This window comes from Aromatoleum evansii, assembly GCF_045689615.1.
Classification (GTDB): Bacteria; Pseudomonadota; Gammaproteobacteria; order Burkholderiales; family Rhodocyclaceae; genus Aromatoleum; species Aromatoleum evansii.
Genome location: NZ_CP141259.1, coordinates 5,272,098 through 5,292,870, shown reverse-complemented (window position 1 = coordinate 5,292,870; position 20,773 = coordinate 5,272,098). Strand labels below are relative to the sequence as shown.

At 58.2% G+C, this 20,773-nt stretch carries 18 protein-coding genes and 2 pseudogenes; 7 read left to right on the top strand and 13 right to left on the bottom strand.

The window, feature by feature from the left end:
- Window positions 1-7 precede the first annotated feature (7 nt).
- From U5817_RS24765 to U5817_RS24755, 3 genes are all read right to left on the bottom strand, one after another.
- Complete coding sequence (locus tag U5817_RS24765; protein ID WP_169125320.1) at window positions 8-391, bottom strand: PTS sugar transporter subunit IIA; 384 nt, start codon at window positions 389-391, stop codon at window positions 8-10.
- Between the two features lie 97 nt (window positions 392-488).
- Complete coding sequence (locus U5817_RS24760) at window positions 489-2,429, bottom strand: AsmA family protein (protein WP_246262098.1); 1,941 nt, start codon at window positions 2,427-2,429, stop codon at window positions 489-491.
- Window positions 2,430-2,574: 145 nt separating this feature from the next.
- Entirely contained in the window at window positions 2,575-3,084 is a 510-nt protein-coding gene (locus U5817_RS24755) for a hypothetical protein (protein WP_169125318.1), read from the bottom strand.
- Window positions 3,085-3,783: 699 nt separating this feature from the next.
- On the opposite strand from U5817_RS24755, the gene U5817_RS24750 reads away from it, so the two are divergent.
- Both U5817_RS24750 and U5817_RS24745 read left to right on the top strand, forming a co-directional pair.
- Window positions 3,784-3,993: a DUF4926 domain-containing protein gene (locus U5817_RS24750; protein WP_407279196.1), complete on the top strand. Its 210-nt coding sequence runs from the start codon at window positions 3,784-3,786 to the stop codon at window positions 3,991-3,993.
- Window positions 3,994-4,281: 288 nt separating this feature from the next.
- Complete coding sequence (locus tag U5817_RS24745; RefSeq protein WP_407279195.1) at window positions 4,282-4,854, top strand: hypothetical protein; 573 nt, start codon at window positions 4,282-4,284, stop codon at window positions 4,852-4,854.
- Window positions 4,855-5,123: 269 nt separating this feature from the next.
- Here the strand turns inward: U5817_RS24745 and U5817_RS24740 are convergent, their stop codons facing one another.
- The 3 genes from U5817_RS24740 to U5817_RS24730 all read right to left on the bottom strand — a co-directional run bounded on the left by U5817_RS24740 (window position 5,124) and on the right by U5817_RS24730 (window position 8,471).
- The gene (locus tag U5817_RS24740; RefSeq protein ID WP_407279194.1) at window positions 5,124-5,867 is read right to left on the bottom strand and encodes an HNH endonuclease; all 744 of its coding nucleotides are present in this window, start codon (window positions 5,865-5,867) and stop codon (window positions 5,124-5,126) included.
- A 58-nt stretch (window positions 5,868-5,925) separates the two neighbouring features.
- A complete protein-coding gene (locus tag U5817_RS24735) occupies window positions 5,926-6,447 on the bottom strand; it encodes an HIRAN domain-containing protein (protein WP_407279193.1) in 522 nt (173 codons plus the stop codon).
- 593 nt (window positions 6,448-7,040) lie between these two features.
- The gene (locus tag U5817_RS24730; protein WP_407279192.1) at window positions 7,041-8,471 is read right to left on the bottom strand and encodes an IS1182 family transposase; all 1,431 of its coding nucleotides are present in this window, start codon (window positions 8,469-8,471) and stop codon (window positions 7,041-7,043) included.
- Between the two features lie 312 nt (window positions 8,472-8,783).
- On the opposite strand from U5817_RS24730, the gene U5817_RS24725 reads away from it, so the two are divergent.
- The 4 genes from U5817_RS24725 to U5817_RS24710 all read left to right on the top strand — a co-directional run bounded on the left by U5817_RS24725 (window position 8,784) and on the right by U5817_RS24710 (window position 12,186).
- On the top strand, window positions 8,784-9,137 hold the full coding sequence (locus U5817_RS24725) for a helix-turn-helix domain-containing protein (RefSeq protein WP_407279191.1): 354 nt from the start codon (window positions 8,784-8,786) through the stop codon (window positions 9,135-9,137).
- Window positions 9,138-9,158: 21 nt separating this feature from the next.
- Window positions 9,159-10,175, top strand: a complete 1,017-nt coding sequence (locus U5817_RS24720) for a hypothetical protein (protein ID WP_407279190.1) — start codon at window positions 9,159-9,161, stop codon at window positions 10,173-10,175.
- A gap of 167 nt (window positions 10,176-10,342) precedes the next feature.
- A complete protein-coding gene (locus U5817_RS24715; RefSeq protein ID WP_407279189.1) occupies window positions 10,343-10,945 on the top strand; it encodes a winged helix-turn-helix domain-containing protein in 603 nt (200 codons plus the stop codon).
- Between the two features lie 338 nt (window positions 10,946-11,283).
- A complete protein-coding gene (locus U5817_RS24710) occupies window positions 11,284-12,186 on the top strand; it encodes a hypothetical protein (protein ID WP_407279188.1) in 903 nt (300 codons plus the stop codon).
- A 395-nt stretch (window positions 12,187-12,581) separates the two neighbouring features.
- Here U5817_RS24710 and U5817_RS24705 read toward each other — a convergent pair whose 3' ends face one another.
- The 7 genes and pseudogenes from U5817_RS24705 to U5817_RS24675 all read right to left on the bottom strand — a co-directional run bounded on the left by U5817_RS24705 (window position 12,582) and on the right by U5817_RS24675 (window position 19,391).
- Window positions 12,582-13,226: a serine protease gene (locus U5817_RS24705; RefSeq protein WP_407279187.1), complete on the bottom strand. Its 645-nt coding sequence runs from the start codon at window positions 13,224-13,226 to the stop codon at window positions 12,582-12,584.
- Between the two features lie 296 nt (window positions 13,227-13,522).
- Window positions 13,523-14,623: pseudogene (locus tag U5817_RS24700) on the bottom strand (IS1182 family transposase); the annotation flags it as partial.
- A 39-nt stretch (window positions 14,624-14,662) separates the two neighbouring features.
- Window positions 14,663-15,442, bottom strand: a complete 780-nt coding sequence (gene istB / locus U5817_RS24695; RefSeq protein ID WP_407281129.1) for an IS21-like element helper ATPase IstB — start codon at window positions 15,440-15,442, stop codon at window positions 14,663-14,665.
- 50 nt (window positions 15,443-15,492) lie between these two features.
- The gene (gene istA / locus U5817_RS24690; protein ID WP_407279186.1) at window positions 15,493-16,911 is read right to left on the bottom strand and encodes an IS21 family transposase; all 1,419 of its coding nucleotides are present in this window, start codon (window positions 16,909-16,911) and stop codon (window positions 15,493-15,495) included.
- 73 nt (window positions 16,912-16,984) lie between these two features.
- Window positions 16,985-17,341 (bottom strand): annotated as a pseudogene (locus U5817_RS24685) (transposase); the annotation flags it as partial.
- A gap of 170 nt (window positions 17,342-17,511) precedes the next feature.
- On the bottom strand, window positions 17,512-18,156 hold the full coding sequence (locus tag U5817_RS24680; RefSeq protein ID WP_407279185.1) for an HNH endonuclease: 645 nt from the start codon (window positions 18,154-18,156) through the stop codon (window positions 17,512-17,514).
- Entirely contained in the window at window positions 18,153-19,391 is a 1,239-nt protein-coding gene (locus U5817_RS24675) for an AAA family ATPase (protein WP_407279184.1), read from the bottom strand. Before U5817_RS24675 ends, U5817_RS24680 begins: the two co-directional genes overlap by 4 nt.
- Before the next feature lie 844 nt (window positions 19,392-20,235).
- Here U5817_RS24675 and U5817_RS24670 point away from each other — a divergent pair.
- Complete coding sequence (locus U5817_RS24670; protein WP_407279183.1) at window positions 20,236-20,700, top strand: helix-turn-helix transcriptional regulator; 465 nt, start codon at window positions 20,236-20,238, stop codon at window positions 20,698-20,700.
- Window positions 20,701-20,773: the final 73 nt, after the last annotated feature.

The window sequence follows — 20,773 nt, the reverse complement described above, 5'->3', positions numbered from 1 at the left end:
GTCCCTCTCACTTCATGTGCAGCACGCCCTCGCAGCCGCCGGTGATGGCGCGTTCGACGAGCGTGTTCATGTCCCTTTCCCGGTAGGTCAGCACCCGCAGCAGCATCGGCAGGTTCACGCCGGCGATGCCTTCGACGCGCCCTGGTTCCAGCAATTTCAGCGCGACGTTTGCGGGGGTGGCGCCATAGATATCGGTGAGTATCACGACGCCATGGCCCTTGTCGACCGTTGCGAGCAAGCGCCGCGCCTCGGGCAGGATGTCCAGCGGATCGTCCTGGCCCGACAGGCCGAGCTGGATGACGTTGTCGGGGCGCTTGTTCAGCACGTGGCAGGCGCACTGGATCAGCGCCTCGCCGAGCGTGCCGTGGGTGATGAGGAAGATGCCGATCATGGTGTCGTCGCGCTAGTTCAGGGGATTCTAGCCGACGTGCTCCCTGCCGCGCGTATCTTCGGGCACGGCGGCGACCCGGCGGCGGGGCGCGCCGTGCTCAGCGACCGAGTCGCGCGAGCGCCTGCCGGCAGGGCGATCCCGGCGTTTCACCGGGGTCGACGAAGGGGAGGATGGCCGCGAACGGCGTGACGAAGCCGAGCGCAATGCCGGCCAGCGCCCTGGTCGCGAGCGGGCCGGCTTCCGGCCGTACGCGCGGTGTCTCGAAGGTGCCGGCGACGCGCACCGGTGTGCGCAGCGTGAAGGGCGACACGTTGCGCGGCTTCGCCGTGAAGCGCAGGTCGAGCGCCTCGCGCGCGAGATCGACGTCGCCGTCGACCAGCACCAGGGTCACGGGCGTGTCGATCAGCGCGACGCGCGGACTCAGCCGGCCGCCGCGCGCAACGACGTCGGCGACGGCGCAGTCCAGGGGCAGCGCCTGGTCGCCACCCAGCGCGAGGCCGAGGCCCTGGGCGACGTCGAGCCCCATGATCTCGATCAGCAGCCGCGAGATGCTGCCGTCGCGCACGCCTGTGGTCAGTTCGCCGTCGAGGGTTCCGAGCAGGGCCGCCGTGGACCGGCCGTGCCCGGTCAGCCTCGCGCGGCCGTGAAACACGCCGGTGAAGTACGGCGGCTGGGTTGATTCCCCGCCACTGCCGCGGGCGGCCTGGGCCCGCGTCCGCGCGACGCCGATCCAGTCTTCCAGGCGGATGCCCTCCCAGCTCAGGTTCGCTGCCCATTGCGGCGGACGGTGGTCGGCATCGACGGCAATCTCGCCACGCAGGCGTCCCCTTGCCGTGTTCGCATCGAGCTCGCTGAGTGCGAGCCGGCCCTTGTGCAGGCTCAGCGTCGCACGCAGCGGGGAGATCGGCTGCGAGAAGGCGGTGCCGAGATCGACATGGCCGAGATCCACCGCGATGCGCGCGTCCATGGTCTTCAGCGCAGGAAGGTCCAGATCGCGTTCCGGGATGACTCGCCCGGGCGGAGGGGGCGCGCGGCTGCCGTCGGGATTGCGGGTGCCGAACGCCGGTGCAAGATCGGCGAGGACGAAACGCTTGCCGCGCAGCTCGCCCTCGAGCCGCGGCGTGTCCGCGCGTGCGTGGTAGGTGAAGACGCCCTGGACGGCGCTCTCGCCGACCTGTGCGTCGACGACGCGGGCACGCCACAATTCGCCGTCCTTTTCCAGCGTGCCGCGCAGCGAGAATGGGTCGGTGGTCGGCAGCAGCACGCCAAAGAGCTCTCCGAGCACGCCGAGCGAGGCGCCGCGCGCTGCAATCCTGCCTTTCAGGTCGCGGCCGCCGGCGAGGTCCGCCACGGAGCCGTTGAACTCCGCGTGCACGCCGCCATAGTCGACGCGGCCGCTGACCGGCACGGGGTGTGCGTCCTCGCCTTGCGCGGCGAGCTGCAGGAAACCGGCTGCGCCGAGCTCCCCGTCGAGCGTGCGCCCGCGTAGCCGTCCGCGAACGGTCGCGCGTGCAGTGGGCGCCGCCTGTCCGGCGCCTTCATTGGTGGAGAAGAGCGCCCTGAGCGCCGTCCTGGCCGGCACGTCGTCGAATTCGATCGTGCCGTTACGCACCGCCAGCGCATCGACCTGTGGCGGTGGCGCGCTCGCCTGTACGGCAGTGCGTCCGCCGATCTGCCAGGTCGCGGCGCCGTCGGCACGGCGCTTGAGCCGCGCGTCGAGCCGGTCGACGTCGATCGCGGCGATGCGCAGCGGGTGCGACTCGCTCAGCCTCAACAGGTCGCCGTAGCGCAGGGTCACCGCGAGGCCGTCGGCCTGGACCAGATGGGGCGCATCGAAGCCTTCCGGCGCCGCGATCCACACGCCACCGGTGCTGACGCGGACAGTGCCGAGAAGATGAACGCGAAATGGCGCGCTGATGCGGACCGGGCGCTGGAAGCTCCGCGTGAGGGCGGATTCGAGCGGGGCGCGCAGGAAGGGCCAGCCGAGGAACTCTCCCAGCGCGAGGGCCGCGGCCACGGTAGCCAGGATTGCCAACATTGCCCGGCGGACCGGATGCGTTCGCGAAGTGTGGGTCATCGCGGATGCTTGCTGTGGGCGATGCATGTATGACCGCCGCACCCCCGACGGGAGTTTCCCGCCGAGCGTTCTTGTTACCGATGCGCAGTGCCGTGTGGCGTGGTGATCAGAGGTTGTGGCAGGTGATGCACAGCATGTGGTCGCCACCCGCGCCGCGCACATAGTCGGCGGCGTGCTGCGGGTCGGTCGGGCTCAGGCCGTGCTCGATGTGGCAGGACGCGCAGTCGATCACCCACGTGTCGGTGGTCGCGGAGTTCTTCGGTTTGCCTTTCGAGCGCGTAGTCGTTCCGCTGCCGGACGTGCCGGACAGGACGCTGCTGCTGAACAGCTGGATCTCGTCGGGATCGGGCAAGCCGTTGGCGTTGCGGTCGAAGAACAGGATGCCGGTCGTCGTCGTGGTGGCCGGCAGGTTGTAGTCGGCACGGATCGGGTAGTTCACCCGCACGGGGTGATGTCCGGGGTTGACGAAATAGGCGGTCAGATCGGGGGTGGAGCCGTCGATGCCCGTCGCGTAATGACAGGTGCGACAGTCCGAATAGTCGGCGTGCGCGGTCCCGGCGCCGAAAAGCGCCGCAGTTGCCGCCAGCAGCAAGGAAAAGCCCCGCGTCGTAACCAAGACCAGCCGCCCGTGAAAAAGGCTCCCCAAGAGGGGATACGAGCGGGCGAATATACCGACGGGCTAATTTGTGCGCAACAAGTTATGCGTATCGAGTCGAAATAAACGCGAATCGACTATGCGGTGGGGAATTTGGCCCGGTCTTCACCGGGCCGCGAAAGGTCTTATGCCAGGCCCTGGCTCGAATGACAGGTGCGTGTTGCACGCCTATGGACATCGCCTCAGCACGGCGTGTTCACAGGGTTTCAGACGTCTTGAGCCAATGTCCATGGTTCTTGGCGATTTTTGGTTATTTTTCTCTTCAATGTCCACACCTAGGTCGGGAGGCAGAGAGCTGGCAGTGCGATGATGTAATGATGGAGATCGATAGTCAGGATCAGCGGCCACGGACGATCCCTTGCGGTTGGTCTCCTTCTTCACGGATTGGACGCCCGAGGGCTCCTCAGTAAGTCTCAAACGTGCCGGATGATCGGTTTCAGCACCTCGGCCCATGCTGACCTCGGCTCTCAGGCCCGCCTCCGGCAACAATACGGTGGTCACCTGCGGTTCGCCCGCTTGAGGCCACCCCCGATGTCCGACAGTAAGCACCTGCGTCGTCTCGAAGGTATTTCAGCAACTGGTGCGGCAAGCTCAGGACCGGTTGGCGCTGCGGTTGCGATGTATCTAGACGGGTAAGGTGCGCTATTTTTCGAGATTGCGATGAAAACCCTCGATGTGGTAGCCACTCTGCGGGAGTACCCTGAGCAGCGTATTAGGAAAGGTCAGGTTGGGACCGTGGTCGAGCAACTTGATGGCAACCATGTTCTCGTCGAATTCGCCAACTTGGACGGCATCGCTTACGCGATCTTGCCTATCCCGGCGGAACACCTGATTCAGCTGAAACACACACCCACTATTCCGTCGGCCTGATCCGGCGCGTGCCGTAACAAGCTGGCGCCGAGGAAGGTCATCGTCTCCCACTCGGCCGTACCGGTTGTTGGCCTATCGTACTGAATCGGGCAGCAATCCGATGCTTACAAGCCATTCAGCCTCCAGATGGCTCGAACGGAAGCTTCTCTATTCGGCTAACGAGAACATCCGCTGCCGGTTACATGGATTCTGCGTTATCGCACCTCTGCGTCACCCCGCGAAAGTTTAAATCCGCAGATCCTAGACTGCCATAGAATATACTTTCGTTATTGCATCCGGTAGCTCCATATGAAGCGAAACAAACGGTACACCATTAAAGATAGGGAGTTCTTCGAAAGCGAGTTTGACCGCTTGCTAGGTGTATTGGTACGCCACACTGCGCACTTTGACAGTTACATAGGGATGCAACTCCACTGGTTGGCTGATTATTACAAGTTCAATCTGGGAGACTTGCTTAACCCGAAGAAAGCACCAATGCAGAAGCGACTCATCAAACTTAAGTCTGTTGCTAAGCGAGCGTTCCAGCCTGCAGGAAAGCAGGCAGTAGCAGAATTCAACGAATGGTTTATTCAGATTGATAAGGTCCGTGCATTACGCAACGACTACGTTCACGGTCGGTGGGGGGTGCCAGGAAAACTGCGAGGTGATGAAAACGCACCAATGTCAGAAGCAGAGCTGATACTGACGTTTGTTCCGTTGAGCTGGAGTGTCTCGCAGGATTCCGTATCGGTCGAAACAGAATTGACGCTCAACGAGTTTGCCCAACAGATTGATGATGCCGTTAAGCTGTTTGGTCAGTATTCGAAGCTCAGCGAAAAATATCTACCATTCATGCGGCTTGGGACGGATGGCCTTAATTAAGGTGACGAAGCTCGGATTTGATCTGACAACCGCTGTCGAATCGAACTTCCCCGTTCGGCCACGACGCACCGATCAGTCCTGTTTTCGAGGGGCTACTTCAGTCCGCAAGCCGACTGACGACCTACGGAAGCACCTCGGCCGGAGCGGCCGTTGTGGCTGCAGGCCGAATCGGTCAGCAATGCCGCGGTAACGTGCCGCTCAACGGTAGATCCGGGTGAGCGGCACCTATAGCCATGTCTCATCGTCTGAAAAAAGTCGGATTGCAGATATCACCGGGCGCTCGGCTTGGGCGATTTGCTGTGAGTTATTTCCCTTAGCTCATTGATTGACAAAGGTGGATCTCTCCGATGCAGCATCGCGTGGCAGTTTGGACAGACTGGACGCAGATCGGAAACTGGGTTCACCTCATATTGCTTTCCTAGCTGAGCTACAGGAAGCAGATGGTGGACGTGAATAAACCCCTCGCCCAACTCCCCGTACACTTCACCAAAGTCCATCTCGCATACTGAACACGCTGCACCGTAGTGCTCCACACATTTCGCCCGCGCCTTCGGATTGCGCTCGTAAGCATTAACGAATACTTTTTTCTTCTGCCCCTCCAGCAATAGATCCGGCTCATCCAATTCATCTGGATAAATCGGTTCATCAAGTCGCAGAAAGGTCTGGTGCGCTTCTATTACGGCTCTGATCGCCTTCAAGTCTCCATGACCCAAGCCTCTATAGTATTCAACGTGAGCTGCAGCCGCCTGCAATGCATTTCTTAGCGCGTCTACGCCGTAGTCTTGTCGGATATTCGTGAAGTAGTAGTCGGTTGCTTCAGTGTTGAACGTGCGCGTGTACCTTTCTCCGATCATCATTTTCTTGAAACCTTGAATGTAGTCGTTAGCGGACCCGCGATTCATTCCGCAGTCGTCTTCAAGGTAATCTAATGCTTCGCCAATGTCGGTTCGTCCTTCGTACACGTCCTTTGCTGCAGCATAGGCGAAGTGCGTCATTTTCGTTGTAATTTTCATGAGCTAAATCGTTCACGTGATTTTTGATATACGGCGACAGTTGAACTGTGCCTGTGCCTCACTCGAATGGTTTCAGGTCGAGACGTACACCGTACTGGGCTTTTGAACCGGAGGGGCCGGCCCACCCGCCCACTACAATCGCATCGCAAGACGTAATACGATTAGAAAGATTTTTTTGCGCCAATCGCCGACGAAAGCTGCGTGCGTCCTGCCGAGACATATGACCGACCAGTTCGTCGGAGATCAGAACCGCGACGGCTTGGGTGTCATGGGGATTCTGGTTTTCAGGCACGATCAACGCGACGTGTTCAGCATTTGCGGACTCAGTGCCATGCGCTCCGGCCAGCCTTCCCAGAACCGCTTGATGATGCGATTCGCCCACAATCTCGAAGTCAAATTCACCTCGAAATGGCCAATGGAACGCAGATCCCGCACCTTTCGGAGTCGTTTGGTGTGCGTTGGGATCTGGGGCGAGATCGGTTCCGGCACGACCTTCCTTGTACCCTCGAACAATTGGCTTGGTAACGACATACAGCGCGATGCAGAATACCAGCACTTCCCAGGCCGAGACTTTCCCCATCTCCGTCGCTCCGAGCATCAGATTGCGATGGATATTAGCTGCATCTATTGGGAGTCGGTATTGACGCGTTATGACGTGTGTGATGCTGGACACAGTTGCTGATTGATAGCAACTGCAGTCGGGGCGTCCGGCGCGACGAACGTGGCCACCCCGGGCTAGTTCGACCGAGCTAGCTCAACATCTGTCCCCTTACTGGACGCTAGGGCGTCGAATGCCCTTGCATGAGCGTTTCGTGCGGGGACCGGATGTTGGATCAGGCCCAGTGACAGCAAAGGCCGAGCAGGCGGCGTACTTCACCACTGCCTCTTCGTCGGCCAGACCGGCCACTCAAATATTTCCAGACCAGACATTCGCCGGTAGAGCCAGCGCTGCGGAAGCGGCCGTTCGGTGCGCACGGGACAATTTAGGCCCTTGAGCGGCAGGTTCGAAGGCGGACCGGTCGGCGAGCTCGGGATCGTGTCGGACAGCCCCCGGCCGAGGTCGTGTAATAACGGTTGTCGATGCAACGAGAATCGGTCGCTCGGACGCGCGGCCGCGGCAGTCATTGACTTGAACGCAGTAAATCAACGCTGATAGGCGGCAAGAAGACCCTCTCAGGCCTTCATCGCCGCCATCAGTGCCTCGTTTCCCATCAGATTCATCACCCGCTTCAGGTTGTACGCCAGAACGTGCAGGCTCATCTCGGTTCGGACGCGTTCGAGGCCCTTGGTCAGGAAATGCGTCGCGCCCATCCATGCTTTCAGAGTACCGAAGGGATGCTCAACCGTCCGGCGCCGAATACGCATGCTGTCGGGTGCCTCGTCTAGACGGGCCTGCATGACCTCGAGCTCTTCCTCATGCGCCCAGCGGCTGACGCGTCGATAATCACCAGGCGTGCATTTGGCTTTTATGGGGCAGCGCGGACAGTGTGAGCTCCAGTAACGGTGCATCGTCAGCCCGGCCTCAACGCTCGTATAACGCCAGATCAGGCGCTCGCCAGCGGGGCAGACGTACGCGTCATTCTCGCGGTCATACACGAAATCAGCCTTGTCGAAACGCCCTTCAAATTTTGCGCTGGAAGTGGTGCTCTTCGGGACAAGCGGCACTATGCCGGCCTTGTGGCAGGCGAGGATCTCTTCGCTCTTGAAATAGCCCCGATCGGCGATTGCCGTGAGGTACTCCACCCGCATCGCCTTGCGAGCCTGCTTGCCCATCTTGCTCAGTTGATCCCGGTCCAGCCCGTCGTTGGTCACCTCGTGGGCGACGATCAGGTGGTTCTTGGTCTCGACGGCAGTCTGCACGTTGTAGCCCACGATGCCCGTGCCCCGCGTCTTCATGGAGCGGGCGTCGGGATCCGTGAGGGAGATCTGCTTGTCGGGTGTGTTCTCGAGCTGGACGCCGATCGCCTCGAGTTCCTTCATCCGCGCCTTCAGGGTTGTGATCTTGTCCTGCAACCGCTCCTTCTTCGCCTTGGCCACAGCCGGCTCTTGCCGGTCGGCGCTGTCCATCTCAACCAGGTAGCGCTCGATGCTCGATTCGATCTCTTCCATGCGCCGTTGCAGCTTGGCGCTGGTGAAGTTGCGGTCGCGGTTATTGACTGCCTTGAACTTGCTGCCGTCGATCGCGACCACCGCTTCGGCGAACAGTCCCAGTTCGCGGCACAGCACTACGAACTGGCGACAGACGCCACGGATTCCCTTCGGATTGTCCTTGCGGAAGTTGGCGATGGTCTTGAAGTCGGGTGTCAGACGCCCAACGAGCCACATCAGCTCCAGGTTGCGCTGCGCTTCGCGCTCCAGGCGCCGACTCGACTGGATCCGGTTCAGGTAGCCGTAGATGTAGAGCTTGAGCAACGCCGCCGGGTGATAGGCGGGTCTGCCGGTGGCGGCCGGATCGACACTCGCAAAGCCCAGCTTGCGCAGATCGAGTTCATCGACGAAGACATCGATCACGCGGACCGGATTGGTCTCGGAAACGAAGTCATCCAGCCTCTCGGGCAGCAGCGCCCCCTGTGTGCGGCTCTGTCCTTCGACGAATCGCTTCATGGCACCTGAAACCCTGACGACGATGCCGATATCATGCCACAGCAGTTGTTTTTACACAGCCTCGGCCACAAGCGGCCGTTCATGGTCGGCTCGGAATCTTCCTCGCTAAACCGCCGGTGGATGACCGGTTAGCGGCGGTGAACCCGAACCCCGCGTTGGCGCTATCCGGCCATTAGCTGTCCTCCAAACACTTTGCTCCAAAGCAGTCACTTGCCCTAATGCGGTTCGCGATGCACCAATCTTTCCGTCGGTGACGCCAACGGGCAACGAAAAGACCTTGCACTAACGTGGTGTGTGTAGTACACATTACACATGAGGATATTTGGCGAGTTCATTCGACAGGCACGAGAAGCCATCCTGCAGGGTGACCGGAGGTTTTCACTTCGTCAGGTGGCTACTCGCATTGGTATCGAGCCGGCCTACCTTTCCAAAATCGAGAGGGGGGTTTTTCCGCCACCGTCCGAGGAGGTCATCGTAAAACTTGCTGAGGTACTAGGCGAGGACAAGGATATCTTGCTGGCAATGGCAGGGAAGCTCTCCAGCGACTTGCAGCAAATCATCATGCAGCGCCCCAAACTATTCGCGGAGCTTCTACGGCAACTGAGAGAAGTCCCCGATCACGCAATTCTTCGAGTAGTCCGCGAGGTCAAAGACGGGCAGTGGTAGCAACGTTCAGGAGCCATGATCATGATCGAGTTGAAGCGCAACGAGCTTGTCTTTCAGTTTCCCGAAGTGCACGAGGATGCAGTTTGCCGCGTTGATTTTCAGCGAACGTTGCGAATCCCTGACGACAACCGAGAGTATCCACTGCCGCCCGGGCTAGGCCGTTTCCCGATGGAGCACGTTGAAGATCATTCTTCACGATTGCCCATGTCCTGGAACGAGCGTGGCGGCGTCTTGCTGCCGATGTTCCAAGCTGAGGCGTTGTGGATAAATTTCTCGGGTCGAACCGGTTTTCGAAGCGGACCAGATTATCCGTTCGCGGTCAAGATTGCGGCAGGTAAAATCAATGCGGTGACAGGGGACGAATGGAGCAATGGACTCGTCAAAGATCCGCAGGACTATGTTGTTGTACCCAATCAGCCTTGGCTCGACGGTTTCTATGTGCGGGAGGGACTGGTCAGGCAGTTTGTCGCCATGCCTCTTGGGCGCGGCTACACGGCGGAAGAGCAGATATCTGGGACTGCAGAACATGGGGGTATCCAGATTATTGTTTACCCAATGAAGCGAGATCGTTATGAAGAACTGTTGAAGAGGAGTGCTCGCGCTTCAATTGCAGATGCCTGTTATAGCGTTGCCATTCCTTGCGAATCGGCATCAATGGGGTTGGCGCCTGGCGGGGTGATGCAACAGAAGATCTATGACGACGAGTATGGTTATGATGCGTGGGACATGACTGCATTCAGCCGCTGCTTCATTCATATTCTCAACAGCAGCCAATGGGCGATCGCTACGGGTAGGCCTGTGCCGGGGCAGCCGCCTTCAGCGGCAGACTACACGAAAGCTGGTTTACCTTGGTTCGCGTACTACGATGAAAATCTCGTTGCGCTAACTGGCGCGAAAAAACTTGCTGAATTAGACAGCGTTGCAGCTAAAGGCGTGAAGCTCGGCGAGAAGCCGCTGCCGGAGAACGAAGCGGTCAAGCCACAGATTATTGTGCCACTCGGGGTGGGGGCAGCGAACGTCAATGATGGGAAGTGGTGAGTAGATTATCCTGAGGTTCATTTGCCTCCTCATTACTTGCGATGAAAAAAGCGCACTGACCGATTTCAGGCTACTCCGTTTCCGTGCGTGGTAATGCCAGCATTGGCGGAGTAACGAGGATCCGAATTGTTAAGCACCAGAATGGGTATACCAAGAGGTATGTAACCATGGCACAGCATCAGGAAGATCAGATCGATGCAGCTTTCGAGATACTTCTCGAAGAGCTTGAGGGAGCAGTCAACGTGCACCAAAGGGAAGATCTGATGGCTGCACATGATGCTCGTGATTTTGAAACAGCCAGAAAGCTCATTGATGAGGCCGAAGCCCTAATTAATCTGCGGCAAGAAGTCGATAGGCTCCGCCGTAACTGGAAATGCCTAAAGAGGTCCTCGCATAACTTAGGGCGAAGACAGGAGCAGGCCCACCCCACTAGTGCCCCCAGATTGGACCGAGGAGTCCGTACGCCAGAAGACGCGTACTATGTTCCGATCCTGCAAGCCTTAGTTGAAGTGGGTGGGGCAGGGACTGTTAGGGAAATACTGGACCGTGTCCTGCAAATAATGGAAGCTGATCTGAGGGAAGTGGATTTTCAGCCATTGCCCTCGGATCCGGACGAACAGCGCTGGAGAAACACCGCGAAGTGGGCTCGGAACACGCTAGTGCGCGATGGACGTCTCAAGAGCGGAAGCAGATACGGAACGTGGGAGATCGCTGACGAAGGAAGACAGTGGCTACAGCAAGCAGCCCCTAGGGAACCTCAGATCAATTGATGTTCTGAGCACGCTCACCCAAGCCAGCCATTCTTGCCGACTTCGATGATCGATTTCTCCGCATCTACCGCTGCGTTTCGGGGCACGACGGAATCTGCGGGAACATCGGTAACAGATCGGCACGCCCGACACTACGGCTCAGCAACACCTTGCCACCCCTCCCGATCGAATGCTAAATGACTACCTTCTTCGCTAGGTCGATGCCGACAGTGGTAACGTTAATTTCGACTCCTCCTCACCGTGATTGAGACTGCTGCAAGCCCAATCTGGCACAACGATGCCCCAGGTGCAGGGGGAATCCATTTCATTCGTTAGATACCGCTCAGGAGGATCCCGTTATGACACTAACACCCGGCGTCAATGCTCCGTTAATTCGCGGGGGAACTCCTGTTTGTAGTTATCAATGCGGCGCCTATCGCGCAATGCTTTTCAAGAATCCAGAAAGCTTCGGGGAGATTAAATACCCTCACGTACTTGTGGTATTTGGGGCAATAGATGACGGTCCGCCAATTATGTTCGTGACCGCCGAGCAAAACTTGATGGCAAATGAGCTGACCGCATCATTGCCAGAACATCTTAGGCCGAAAGTAAGCGAAAATCCAAATTCGAAGGTCTTTTTGGGGGTCTTTGACGAGACGGGACATCAAAATTTCGGGCATTCTGATGAGTGCGCCATCCTCGAGAAATTTGAGACCAAGGCACTTTCAATAATGAAAGAGCGCCTAGGATTAACGGCATCCATCGAAATACTAAATGACACACGAAGAGGAGACAGATTCACAAATAGAACGACATCGAGTGCATCCACTGATGCCAGCATTTCGTGGGGCTCCACAATTGGGGCAGCGCTGGTAAGCGTGGTCTTGTTCTTCGCACTTCTCTATATTGTGGCGCCGATTGCCGAATCGCTTCTCAATCTCCACGGCCGTTTGTTCGTTCCTGAGCGCTACGGAGGCGGCAGCGAAGTCGCTAACCCCGGCATCCTCACGCTCGCTTTTCGTGCCATTCTGGCATCAGCCCTCTCCGGTCTTGGCGCACTTATGGCCGCTGAAAAGTTCTTTTCTGCTGCGCACATGCGGACGGTCGCAGCGATCTTCTCCGTTGTCGTCATCGCCTGGGCCGGATCGTTCGCCTATGTGGGTTTGGCATCCGGCGCCGTACTAATGCCGCTCGTCATGGTCGGTCTTGGCGCAATACCGCCTCTTGTTGTTGCGTATTGGGTGTGGCGAGAAAGCCTATGAGTTCTAACGAGCGCTTCCAACTGACCGTCAAAAAGCTGCACTTTTTCCCGTCGGCTGAAGCTTTACGTTGAGCGTCAGCTTTCGTGCGGCGCGATCGTCCGCTCAGGGTCGGCTGCAGTCGATGCCGCAGGGCAGCTTCCGGGAAGCGGAACTTCAGCGGCCGGTTTCCGGCGGCGAACTACGAAAGTTGCTCGTCGCAACCCGACCCAAAGCGGAAGTAGTGAGTTCGAAAAAACGGACGTTCGGGCGCGAGAGGCGCGCCGACGCTGCGCCGCTTCCGTGCGCAGGATCAGGCGACTGCCGAGATAGGTTGGCTAAGATTACCTCTTGTGCTCTCGCGGAGGCAATGTCCGGAAACGCGAAACGCTCTTGAGGTTTGCTTTTTAGATATATTCTCAACCAGCGGTCAAATATGGTTGTATGAAGGATGCCGGAATAGAAAGGCATTGATTCTGGTATCTGAAAACACCCCAATTAAGTCCTACGAGCTCGCCTTTCACATTCACTACCGGACCGCCGGACGATCCCGGAGCACAAAACGCAGCCAAAAGAATGGACTTGCCAGCGTCGGTATCGACGAGCCCCTTGATTGTCCCTTGGCCCACGACAGGCAAACCCGCTGGATAACCAAAAATCCACACATTCTGACCTTCCTGAATATCAGCACTGAGCCGAACGGGGGTCCCAGCGAAGCCGCCAACAAGAACGCATGCGTCATTCTTGCCAAGATTGTAGTGCTTGGTCACGTAGAACTGCTGGCCAGTTTTGCGATGGACTACCCGAGGCCAACCTGGGTGGCTTTTCAAAACATGGCAGTTGGTAAGAATCTTGTCTTGAGCGACAAGAACCCCGGTTCCAAATCCTATCTGTTTGCTCTTTGGGTAGGGAACCTCAACTCTATAAATTGCTGACTCTACGGTGTATGGATTGGAATCGGCCGCCGCCACAGATGCGCTGAACGCCAGAAAGGTTGTTAGGATTTTTTTCATGATGTGAATGTAGTCGCGAACAGTAGGAGAGTTCAACCGCAGCGTAGTCATGCAGATTGCGGCGCTTCGAAAGCGTGGAGGAACATGCGGATGACCGCGTCAGGGAAAGATTCTCCCCGACAGCTTCTAGCGGGAGCGCCTCGCTTGCCTGACTTGAGAGGCGCCCCTTTCCATCTACGACGGTCTTGAACCGACCGAGGCTGTGTGGAAACGCAATCGCAATAAACGCTGGCAGGTAGAGTTCGGTCGATTGAGATGGGCGCGCGGTTTTGCGGCCGAATGGGCGTGATCAGAGCTTACAGGACGTCCAGCAAGGCAATTTAGGCAGGGAATTGGGCAGTTTTACATCAAGCTGCGGCGCACCGCAGAGCATTCATTGCGCCTTTGGGGCCGTATAGGCTGATGATCCGGCGTAGGTTGTACGCCAGCACGTGCAAACTCATCTCCGTCTGCACACGTGGTCGGGTTTTCGTGAGGAAGTGCGTGGCCCCCATCCAGAACTTCAACGTCCCGAACACATGCTCAACCGTGCTGCGCCGCTGTCGCATCTTGCCGGGGCTGGCATCCAGGCGACGCTGCATGGACTCCAATACGGCCTCATGCTCCCAGCGCCGAACTCGGCGCTCCTTTTCTGCGGTCGTGCACCGCGCTTTGATGGGGCATTGCATGCAGGCACTCAGGTTGTAATAGGTGTGGATGACCAACCCCTGCTCGACAGACTGATGATGACGTGGCAATAGCTGACCGCTGGGGCAGCGGTACACATCCTTATCGGGTTGATAGACGAAGTCGCGCTTGTCGAACAGGCCACGCGCCTTGTTGTCGCTCGTCATCGTCATGGGCACGAAGGGCGTAATGCCTGACTGCTCGCAGGCCAGAATTTCCGGCCCCTTGTAGTAGCCACGATCAGCAAGCACCTCCAGGGTTTCTTCATCTACCGCCACCTTGGCCTGCATGGCCATCGAGGCGAGTTGCGTACGATCATGACCGAGATTCACTACATCGTGCGCGACAATCAGGTGATGCTCGGTATCGACGGCGACCTGCACGTTGTAACCGACCATCCCGGTGCCACGACCACTGGTCGCCATGGAGCGGGCGTCCGGATCGGTCAGCGAGACTTGCTCATCGGGTGCTTGGCGCAGGCGCTCGCCCATCTCCTGCAGGTAACGCATCTGCTTTCTGAGCCGGACGAGCTTCTCTTTCAGGTTCTTCGTCTTGGCTTCCGTCTCCCCAGGCTGAGTGCGATCGGCGGTATCCAAGGCGTGCAAGTAGCGCTCGATGCTTTCCTCGATCTGCTTGATGCGCTGCTCCAGTTTGTGCGGCGTGAAGTTCTTATCCCGGTTGTTCACGGCCTTGAACTTGCTGCCATCGATGGCCACCACGGCATGGTTGAACAGGTCCAGCTCGCGGCACAACGCGATGAACTGCTTGCAGGCGTTGCGAATGCCTGTCAAGGGCAACCGAATTTTCCCCAGGGCGGTAATTCAAATTTCCCCACCCGGTTGGGATTGTTCGTCGAATGACCGGACGAGGCCGGCCTTGAGCTTCTCCTTCAGGCGATAGGAATTGCCTCGGATGTTGAGCGTCACGGCGTGATGCAGGAGGCGGTCGAGGATCGCGGTGGCGATCACCCGATCGCCGAACACTTCGCCCCAGGCGCCGAAGCTCTGGTTGCTGGTGAGGATCATTGGGCCGCGTTCATAGCGGCGGCTGATGAGCTGGAAGAAGAGGTTCGCGCCGACGCGATCGATCGGCAGGTAGCCGATCTCGTCGATGATGAGCAGCCGCGGCGTGGTAAAGAGCTTGAGCTTCTCGTCGAGCCGGCCTTCGGCGAGGGCCTTGGTCAGGGTGGCGATGAGTTGTGCGGCCGATGTGAAGAGCACCCGGTAGCCGGCCTCGATCGCCTTGATGCCAAGCGAGACGGCGAGGTGGGTCTTGCCCACCCCGGGCGGGCCCAACACGATCACGTTGTCGCCGTGCTCGATGTAGTGGCAGCTCGCCAGTGTCAGCACCTGCCGCTTGTCGATCGACGGCTGGTAAGTGAAGTCGAAGGTTTCCAAGGGCTTCACGAAGGGGAAGCGCGCCATCGCGGTCCGCATCGAGATGTTCTTGGCGGTCTTGGCGGCGACCTCCTCGCCGAGCACCTGTTCGAGGAAGTCCGCATACGGCAGCTCCTCGGTGGCAGCCTGTTGCAGCAAGGCTTCCAGGCGTTCGGCGCTCTTCTGCAGCCGCAACTTGTGCAGGTGTTCGCCGAGGCGCTCCAGTTGAGCCGGTGTCACCATCGCGCCTGCGGCCGAAGGGGGTGTGGTCTTGCTCATCGTGCCACCTCCTGCACCCCGCGGCCGAGGACGCCGGCCTCGAGCAGGTGCTCGTAGATCGCCAGATCCCGCACCTCTACCGCGAGCGCATCGGCGGCGCGGCCCAAAGGGGCCGCAGGCGTACTTGCTGATGGGGGGCCGGCATGGCGTTGGCGCGCATTGCGCATCGCCGCCCCCGGCCCATGCTGCGGACAGACCGACAGCTGCGCCCGGCCGGCGAGCACCGGGTGCTCGGCGACCAGCCGGCCACGATGACGGATCAACCAGTTGCCACCGGCGCGCACGACCTCGACAGTCTGACCGATCAAGCCGAACGGCACTGAGTAGCGGTTGCCGTCGATCGACACCAGCCAATCGTCGGCGACCACCCGTGAGCGCACCATCGCTTGCAGGAAGCTCGCCTGGCCCGCCGTCGGCACGAGCGCGGATGCCTCGTCAGCAAAGCGCTCGATCGGCCGCTGGTGAGTCGTGCCGTGGATACGCCGATCGGCGACCTCCGCCTGCCAGCACGCCAGCTGCTGGTTGAAATCGTCCAGATCGGCGAAGGTCCGTCCGGGGACGAAGTTGCGCTTGACGTACTTCACCCCGGACTCGACCTTACCCTTGGTCTGCGCCCGATACGGTTGGCACAGCCGTGGGATGAAGCCCCAGTGGTCAGCGAACGCGGCGAAGGTCGCATTGAGGCGAGGACGCCGCTCGCCATCGCCGTCATGTTCGGTGCCGAGCACGACCGTACGCATGCGGTCGTAGAGCAGGCACTCGCAGCGCCCGCCGAAATGGGCGAAGGCGTGTTCGTGCGCGGCGAGCAGATCGCACATGCGCTCGTGCACGAAGCCTTCAGCATAGGCGCGCCGGCTGTAGCCGAGGGTCATCACGAAGACGTGCACCTTCGTGCGCTGATCAGCGAATCCGACGGTGATCTGGCCCCAGTCGACCTGCGCCTGTTCGCCGGGGGCCGTTTCAAAGCGGCACTGCGTCAGCGCGGCGAGGCTGGCCTGTGCCCGCAAGGGGCGCACGGCGAGCTTGACCGTTTCGTAGCTGCCGGCAAAGCCTCGCTCGCCACGCAGCTCCTGGTAGAGGATGCGCGCCGAGTACCGCACCTGCGGCGCCCGCTCGGCGAGCCACGCCCGATGGGCATCGAGCACCGTCGCCGCGCTCTTCTCACGCAGGTACGGGCGCCAGGCGTCCTGTCGCAGACAGCCCCGCACCGTCTTCCGATCGAGATCGAACTCGCCGGCGATGGCCGACACGCTCGCCCCCTCCCTCCGCCGCACATGAATCGCGTTCCATTGTTCGCGTCCGATCACGTCGCCCTCCGTGCCCGGTTTCAACCCGGACACGGTAACGCCGATGCGGTCCAGGGCCCGCGGGCCCTGGACCGCATCCACACCAGACATCACTGCTTCCCTTTCCATCTCGCTCTCCTTCAGGTCGATGGGTGGGGAAAATTCGATTACCGCAGGTGGGGATTATTGGATTACCGCTGACACGAATGCCAGTGCCGTTGTCGCGACGGAAATCGGCAATGGTCTTGAAGTCGGGCGCCAAGTGCCCCGTGAGCCACATGACTTCAACGTTGCGCTGAGCCTCCCGCTCAAGGCGGCGGCTGGACTGAATCCGATTCAGATAGCCGTAGATGTACAGTTTGAGCAGCAAGCCCGGGTGGTAGCCCGGCCGTCCCGTGACGGCAGGCTGCGCAGACGCGAACCCCAGACCCTGCAAATCCAGTTCATCGACAAACAGGTCGATCACCCGCACCGGATTGTCTTCACCAATGAAGTCATCCAGTGATTCGGGCATCAACACCATCTGTGCCCGACTCTTTCCTTCGATGTATCGCTTCATCGCCTACCTCAATCCATGCTTTATGCATAGACTGAGGCCCGGCGGGATGGTTCACGGTGTTTTCACACGCCCTCGACCCAAAGCCGACCTTCGCTCTGAGCGAAAGCAGACGCTTAACGCTCGGGTGTAACCGACCCACACCGAAGCGCCGCGAGGTTGCGCGCCCCGGTTCACGCTATCGTTATCCCCTTGCTTTTCAAGACGCTCAATATCATGGCCGAGTACTCTGATCTTACGGAGCTCATCTCTCTGATTTGCAAGAGTAGAAGCGATTTGAGCGTGTCGTTTCCCTCATTACTCCAGCGCTCTATGACGTTGGCGAGCGCGTCTAACTTCTCTATCTTACGAAAGATAAGCGGCGCTCGGGCCTCACCATTTAACTCCAATTTCCGAATCGAGATCTCCGCGCGAACGTTCCCCGCCTTCCAGTAGACGAGCGGCCCATGATGCTCAAGCCATTGCTCAACGTTGTCGGAGTACGGATCCAGAAACTCCTCGCCTTCCCTGTAGTAGTCGTTCTTTCTGCGATTACACTCTGTGCATGAAATCGTGAGATTATTCCAGTCGAAGTGCTTAGACACGTCCTTTGACGAAGGGATCTTGTGTTCAATATCGCCTGGCGTGTTGTGGCCAATCTTGCTCTCGCAGTAGACACATTTAAGTCCTGTTTCCTCTTTCAGTCTCTGCTTAATGTCTGGGTGCCTATACCGATACCGCTTCGCGTTACTATCCCTATCTGCAAGATATTCGCCCAGCCACGCTTCCTCGTTGTCCCTCAACACCTCAGGCTTCTCAAGCTTTTCCAGCGATCTCATTCATCGCCTCCCCGGCCGTCGCCTAGGAACCCAGAGAGCGAATCACTGACTCCCAGTCTCTGAAACTCCGAGAATATGGCTTTTATCTTTTCTTCGTTATCCGGATGATCTTGGTACTTCTTTAATACATTCTTTATTTCATGTTCTACCCACACAGGAATCGTTGTGGGTACGTCCAAGATCTCTCGCAGCACTCTGTCGGGAGTCGATGCTAGGTCTGCATGCTCCAAATGCTCCGAAATTACTTGTCGCTCTTCATTATGAATCAGTCCGAACACGTTGGCATTTTTGTTAGATGTAACAATGAAAGGACTGTGTGTGGCGATTATGAAGCGATATTTTGGAAATGCTCTCTCTAAATTCGGAAGAAGTGTGCGCTGCATACTAGGATGCAAATGATTCTCTGGCTCGTCAATTATTACCGTGCAGGCTTCCTTGTCAGCTCCGTACATATGAATCTGCCAAGCAATTCCGAACAGTGAACTGACGCCACCTGACATGGCATCAAGGGAGAAATCACCGGAATCAGTCACAAGTACAACATCCGGCATTCTTATTTCGATCTTCCTAAAGCCTATGCTTTTTGGAAGTAAAATAGAAAGAACTCCCTGAAAACCTTCAAATAGCTCCCTGTATTCTTGGTTTTCTTGAACGTAGTCATTTCCTGCGCCAAACAATGCTAACGATATCAATGACTGTTTTAGAATCAGACCTGGATTACGGACATTTGCAGACCCGTACGTTTGAAGCAATAGCTGTTGAAATTCTTGATAGTGCTGCTGATTGCTCTTAGGATTTGTTGGGATCTGATCAATTTGCTGATACGTGATAGCTGGCCGATGAGACGGGATGTGCATTCCCACAACCGCCTGCTTATTTTGGTGGCTAAGTTGATACTGAGGATTGTTTGATCGGCCTTCAGGAGTTAGCAGCTTTGATGTGATGCCGTTGGAGTACCTTAATTCCCCTACCTCAACCGATCCTGCGGGCTCGTTTTGTTCATCCAAAAATAGCCGCCTAATATCCGAGAAAAACTTCTTTTTTCTTTTTCCGCCCATGAATGGCGTAGACACAAAATTAACGTTCCAGCCAAAATGATGACTCAGCACATTCAAGATTGTTGTCTTTCCGCAGCCGTTGGCTCCAGTCAAAACGGTTGTTTGTCTTGATAAATCAAGGTCAATGGAGTGAAACTGTCTCCATTGCTCAAGTCTTAGGGTGACAAATTGGTGCATAAGGGGACTCGTCTATTATTGCTGGATTACGGAGCAGTAGGAGAAATTAGGAACAATTAACTCGGCGGGATCCGCTTATTGATGTAGGACGGAATACGTCTTTCCTTGGCCGAATTAAACCCATGTTACTCGGCCCACATCATGTCAGTCGTTGCCAAAAGATAGCCAAAATGTATGATGCAGTCAAAATATCCTCGTGCGAACCGTGGCGATTCAAGGCGTTGTATTGGAGCGACAGTCGATCAGTCGCGTGCACTGGGATTCTGACTATCCGAAGATTTTCTGAGGAGGAAGGGATTTGGGTTCAACCGAAGACTTGTCATGACGGAGAACAACCTGCGGGGCCGTCACCGCACACGATGATAGGCGGAATACATGAGGGTGCCTCGTCGAGAGAGGTAGAACCTTACGGGATTCGATCATCGACGACGAACGGTTCCGCAGAAGACCCGCGGAAATATGGTTTTGGCCATCGACCGACCGCTTCAGGGGCAGCTATCGGCACGGTCCGCTTCTGGCCGGACAGAGACCTCGCGAAGTCGCTGGCCAACGTCTGGAGAGCCCAGAAAGCTGCCCGTCGTCCGCAAAATGTGGCGTAGCGAGGCGAATGGCGGCTTACCGGTGTGCGGTCCAGCTCAACGTCCGCTTTCGCGTAAAGCCTCCATCGGCCGGTCTGGCCGAGGTGCTGTCGTCGCCCCGTTCGACTGCATCGTTCAGTCACCTGCCGTTGAACAGCTGATGGCTCGGAGGCATCAGGGCAACAGATTCATCGAGTATTTCTTTCCCTCAAGACCGCGTTAATTTGCATCACACGTTCGTTGGAGAATAATGGCAACGAGGCGACATGGCCGGTCGAGGGCAGTTCATGCAACCCATAAGATTTTTCGGCAACGCAGACGGATTCGGTACCTCATCAGGGACTGCTTCTGCGATCCTTGTTTCGAACGAGGTATCTGCCACAGGCAGTGCACCGCCGTTACGGCCAGGTTGGCGGGATGTTCGTGACCGGATACGGGAAATCGAAACCGATCCGGCGAGGCGGAAGCGTTTAATCGATGCCAGGAAGCGCATGGCGCACGTGTTGTCGGAGCGGGGCAGCCTGGCCTCCCTGCGGCTTGAGAGAGGGCTGTCACGACGGGGCTTAGCCGCACTGAGTGCCATTCCTGAAGCGACGCTATCGCGCCTCGAGGCTGGAACTGAGGATCCGCGGCTGTCGGTGTGCTGCCGGCTCGCTCAGGCCTTGGGTCAGTCTCTGGATCAGATCGCGGCGGCGATTGCGGCGAGCGGCCCCAAAAGATCGGGGGCATGATCAACGAACAGAGCGGGGTCCAAGGATGACGAACCACGCGGACGCCAACTGCTAAAGAACTAAGGCACCAACC